This window comes from Nostoc sp. 2RC (assembly GCF_014222165.1).
GTDB classification, from domain to species: Bacteria; Cyanobacteriota; Cyanobacteriia; order Cyanobacteriales; family Nostocaceae; genus Nostoc; species Nostoc linckia.
Window position 1 is genome coordinate 1 of the sequence record NZ_JACKZU010000644.1, and the last position, 2,182, is coordinate 2,182.

Annotated in this window: 1 protein-coding gene; it reads right to left on the reverse strand. The window is 43.9% G+C overall.

Annotation, left to right across the window (positions count from 1 at the left end):
* Positions 1–210 precede the first annotated feature (210 nt).
* Positions 211–1,947: an ABC transporter permease subunit gene (locus GNE10_RS34105; RefSeq protein ID WP_185570447.1), complete on the reverse strand. Its 1,737-nt coding sequence runs from the start codon at positions 1,945–1,947 to the stop codon at positions 211–213.
* Positions 1,948–2,182: the final 235 nt, after the last annotated feature.

Sequence of the window (2,182 nt, forward strand, 5' to 3'; positions counted from 1 at the left end):
GGCGGATAGCGCAGCTAAGCCGTGTCCGCGTACCCCTGCTCTTAAGCAAGCTACGCGTAGCGTCTCGTAGAGAGCGTGTTGATTCTGAATTCTGAATTCTGAATTCTGTATTCTTCTTCAATTCCTTGCGTTCTGAATACAAGTTTTGCGTTCAAATAACGCATGTCCACTGATACACAAAGTCAAGATGCTTCGCGCACTATTGATTTTTTACAAATGATATTTTGTTTCTGCTAGGTGATACAACCATCGCCAAAATAAGCGATTTATACCAACCACATATAGACTCATCATTCCAATTCCTAAGGTGATGCGAGGCCAGTCACCGGCTTGGGTAGCTTCGGCAATATAGGCTCCTAAGCCGCTTGCTATTAAAGTGGTTTGTCCCCAACTGACAATTTCAGACACAATGCTGGCGTTCCAGGCTCCACCACTGGCGGTAACGCCGCCTGTAACCCAAGAAGAAAAAATGCCAGGGATTATTAATTTACGCCATAACTTTGAGCCATGTAAACCGACATCTGTTGCCATTTCACGCAAATCTGTGGGTATGCTCATCGCTCCAGCGATGGAATTAAAGAGAATGTACCACTGAGCGCCAAGGGACATCAATAAAATGCTACCGAAGTTGATGCTGATGTGGGTACGAATAAAAAAGAGGGTGGCAAAGGGAAAGATGAAGTTGGCAGGAAATGAGGCTAAAAATTGCACCACAGGTTGTAATAGTCGTGCTAATTTTGGGTTAAAGCCGATCGCTACACCAATGGGTGTCCAAATCAGCGATGCTATTATCAACAGTATTACTACCCGCCCCAAGGTAAGCAATCCTAACAAAAATGCTTTGACTACTTCACTAAACCCTACTGTGGCGAAAATAAAGTGCAACCCAGTAATTACAAGTGCGCCGATTACTACTAATAAAACAAAGTTATAAAGGCGATCGCTTAATACTTGCTGATTTTTATCTACATTATTATTTATTGGATGTGGTGGAGTTAGTGAGGACAGAAGACGGTTAATAACTTCACCCACTGGTGTCAATAGCTGGACTATTAAACTAGGAAGTCGCGCAGCTTTGAACAAATCCAATAGCCAAGATTCTGGCGCTTCTGCTGCTGCACTTGTCTCTGAGCGAAATTTATCTGCCCAAGCAATTAACGGTCGCCAAAATAGTTGGTCTACTAGTAAAATTATCACTGCGATCGCCACTAATGCCCAACCCAAAGCAGACAAGTCTTCTTTGGCAACCGCCGCCGCAACGTAAGAACCTAGTCCTGGAAGTGTATACTTTTGATTCAAGACGCTAATCGCTTCACTCGCCGCCACAAAAAACCAACCACCACCAAAACTCATCATGGCGTTCCACAACAACCCAATGGTAGCTAAAGGTACTTCTAATTTTGTGAACCTCTGCCATTGTGAGAGACGGTAAAGTCTTGCTACTTCATCAAGTTCGGATGGTACTGTTCTCAATGATTGGTAGAACGAAAAGGTCATGTTCCATACTTGGCTGGTAAAAATCGCGAAAATCGAAGCGGCTTCTAATCCCAATAAACTACCCGGAAACAAGGCAATAAAACCAGTCACCGTAATTGATAAAAACCCCAAAACAGGAACCGACTGTAATATATCCAGCAGGGGAATTAAAACTCGCTCTGCCCGCCGACTTTTGGCTGCAATATAGCCATATATTAAAGTAAATAAAGTCGAGCAAAACAGAGCGATAAACATTCGTAGAGTCGAACGCCCTGCATAGTAAGGCAAATTACCTGGATCTAAGCTGACACTAGGTACAACATCTGGCGGTACAAAGCTAATTAATGCCCCTGCACCTACACGGGCAATTAGTCCCACTAATACTAACGTACCCATAATCAAGGCGATGTCAGCTAGACCAAACGGTAAGCGCCGCAACGCTTCTGGTGAGGGAAAAGTTCGCCTCAGCATAACTGTGGTTCCTTTTTTCAGTAAAGAGTCTAGCTTTTTGGGAACTCGGATAAGCAGTATGAACTTCCCTGATGGTCTGGGAAAAGGTTAAGGGGTAAAGGGCAAAGGATGTATTTGAAACTTTTCCCCTTTAACAAGAAAGGCAGAGGGCAGGAGGCAGAAGGCAGTCCCAATGAAAAAAATTTCACCGCCAAGCATGAAAATGTGGTAGCGTCCACTTAAGGTTGATACAAAC

Coding starts and splice junctions, on each gene's coding strand:
- GNE10_RS34105 (WP_185570447.1), bottom strand. CDS start 1,947: ATGCTGAGGCGAACTTTTCCCTCACCAGAAGCGTTGCGGCGCTTACCG.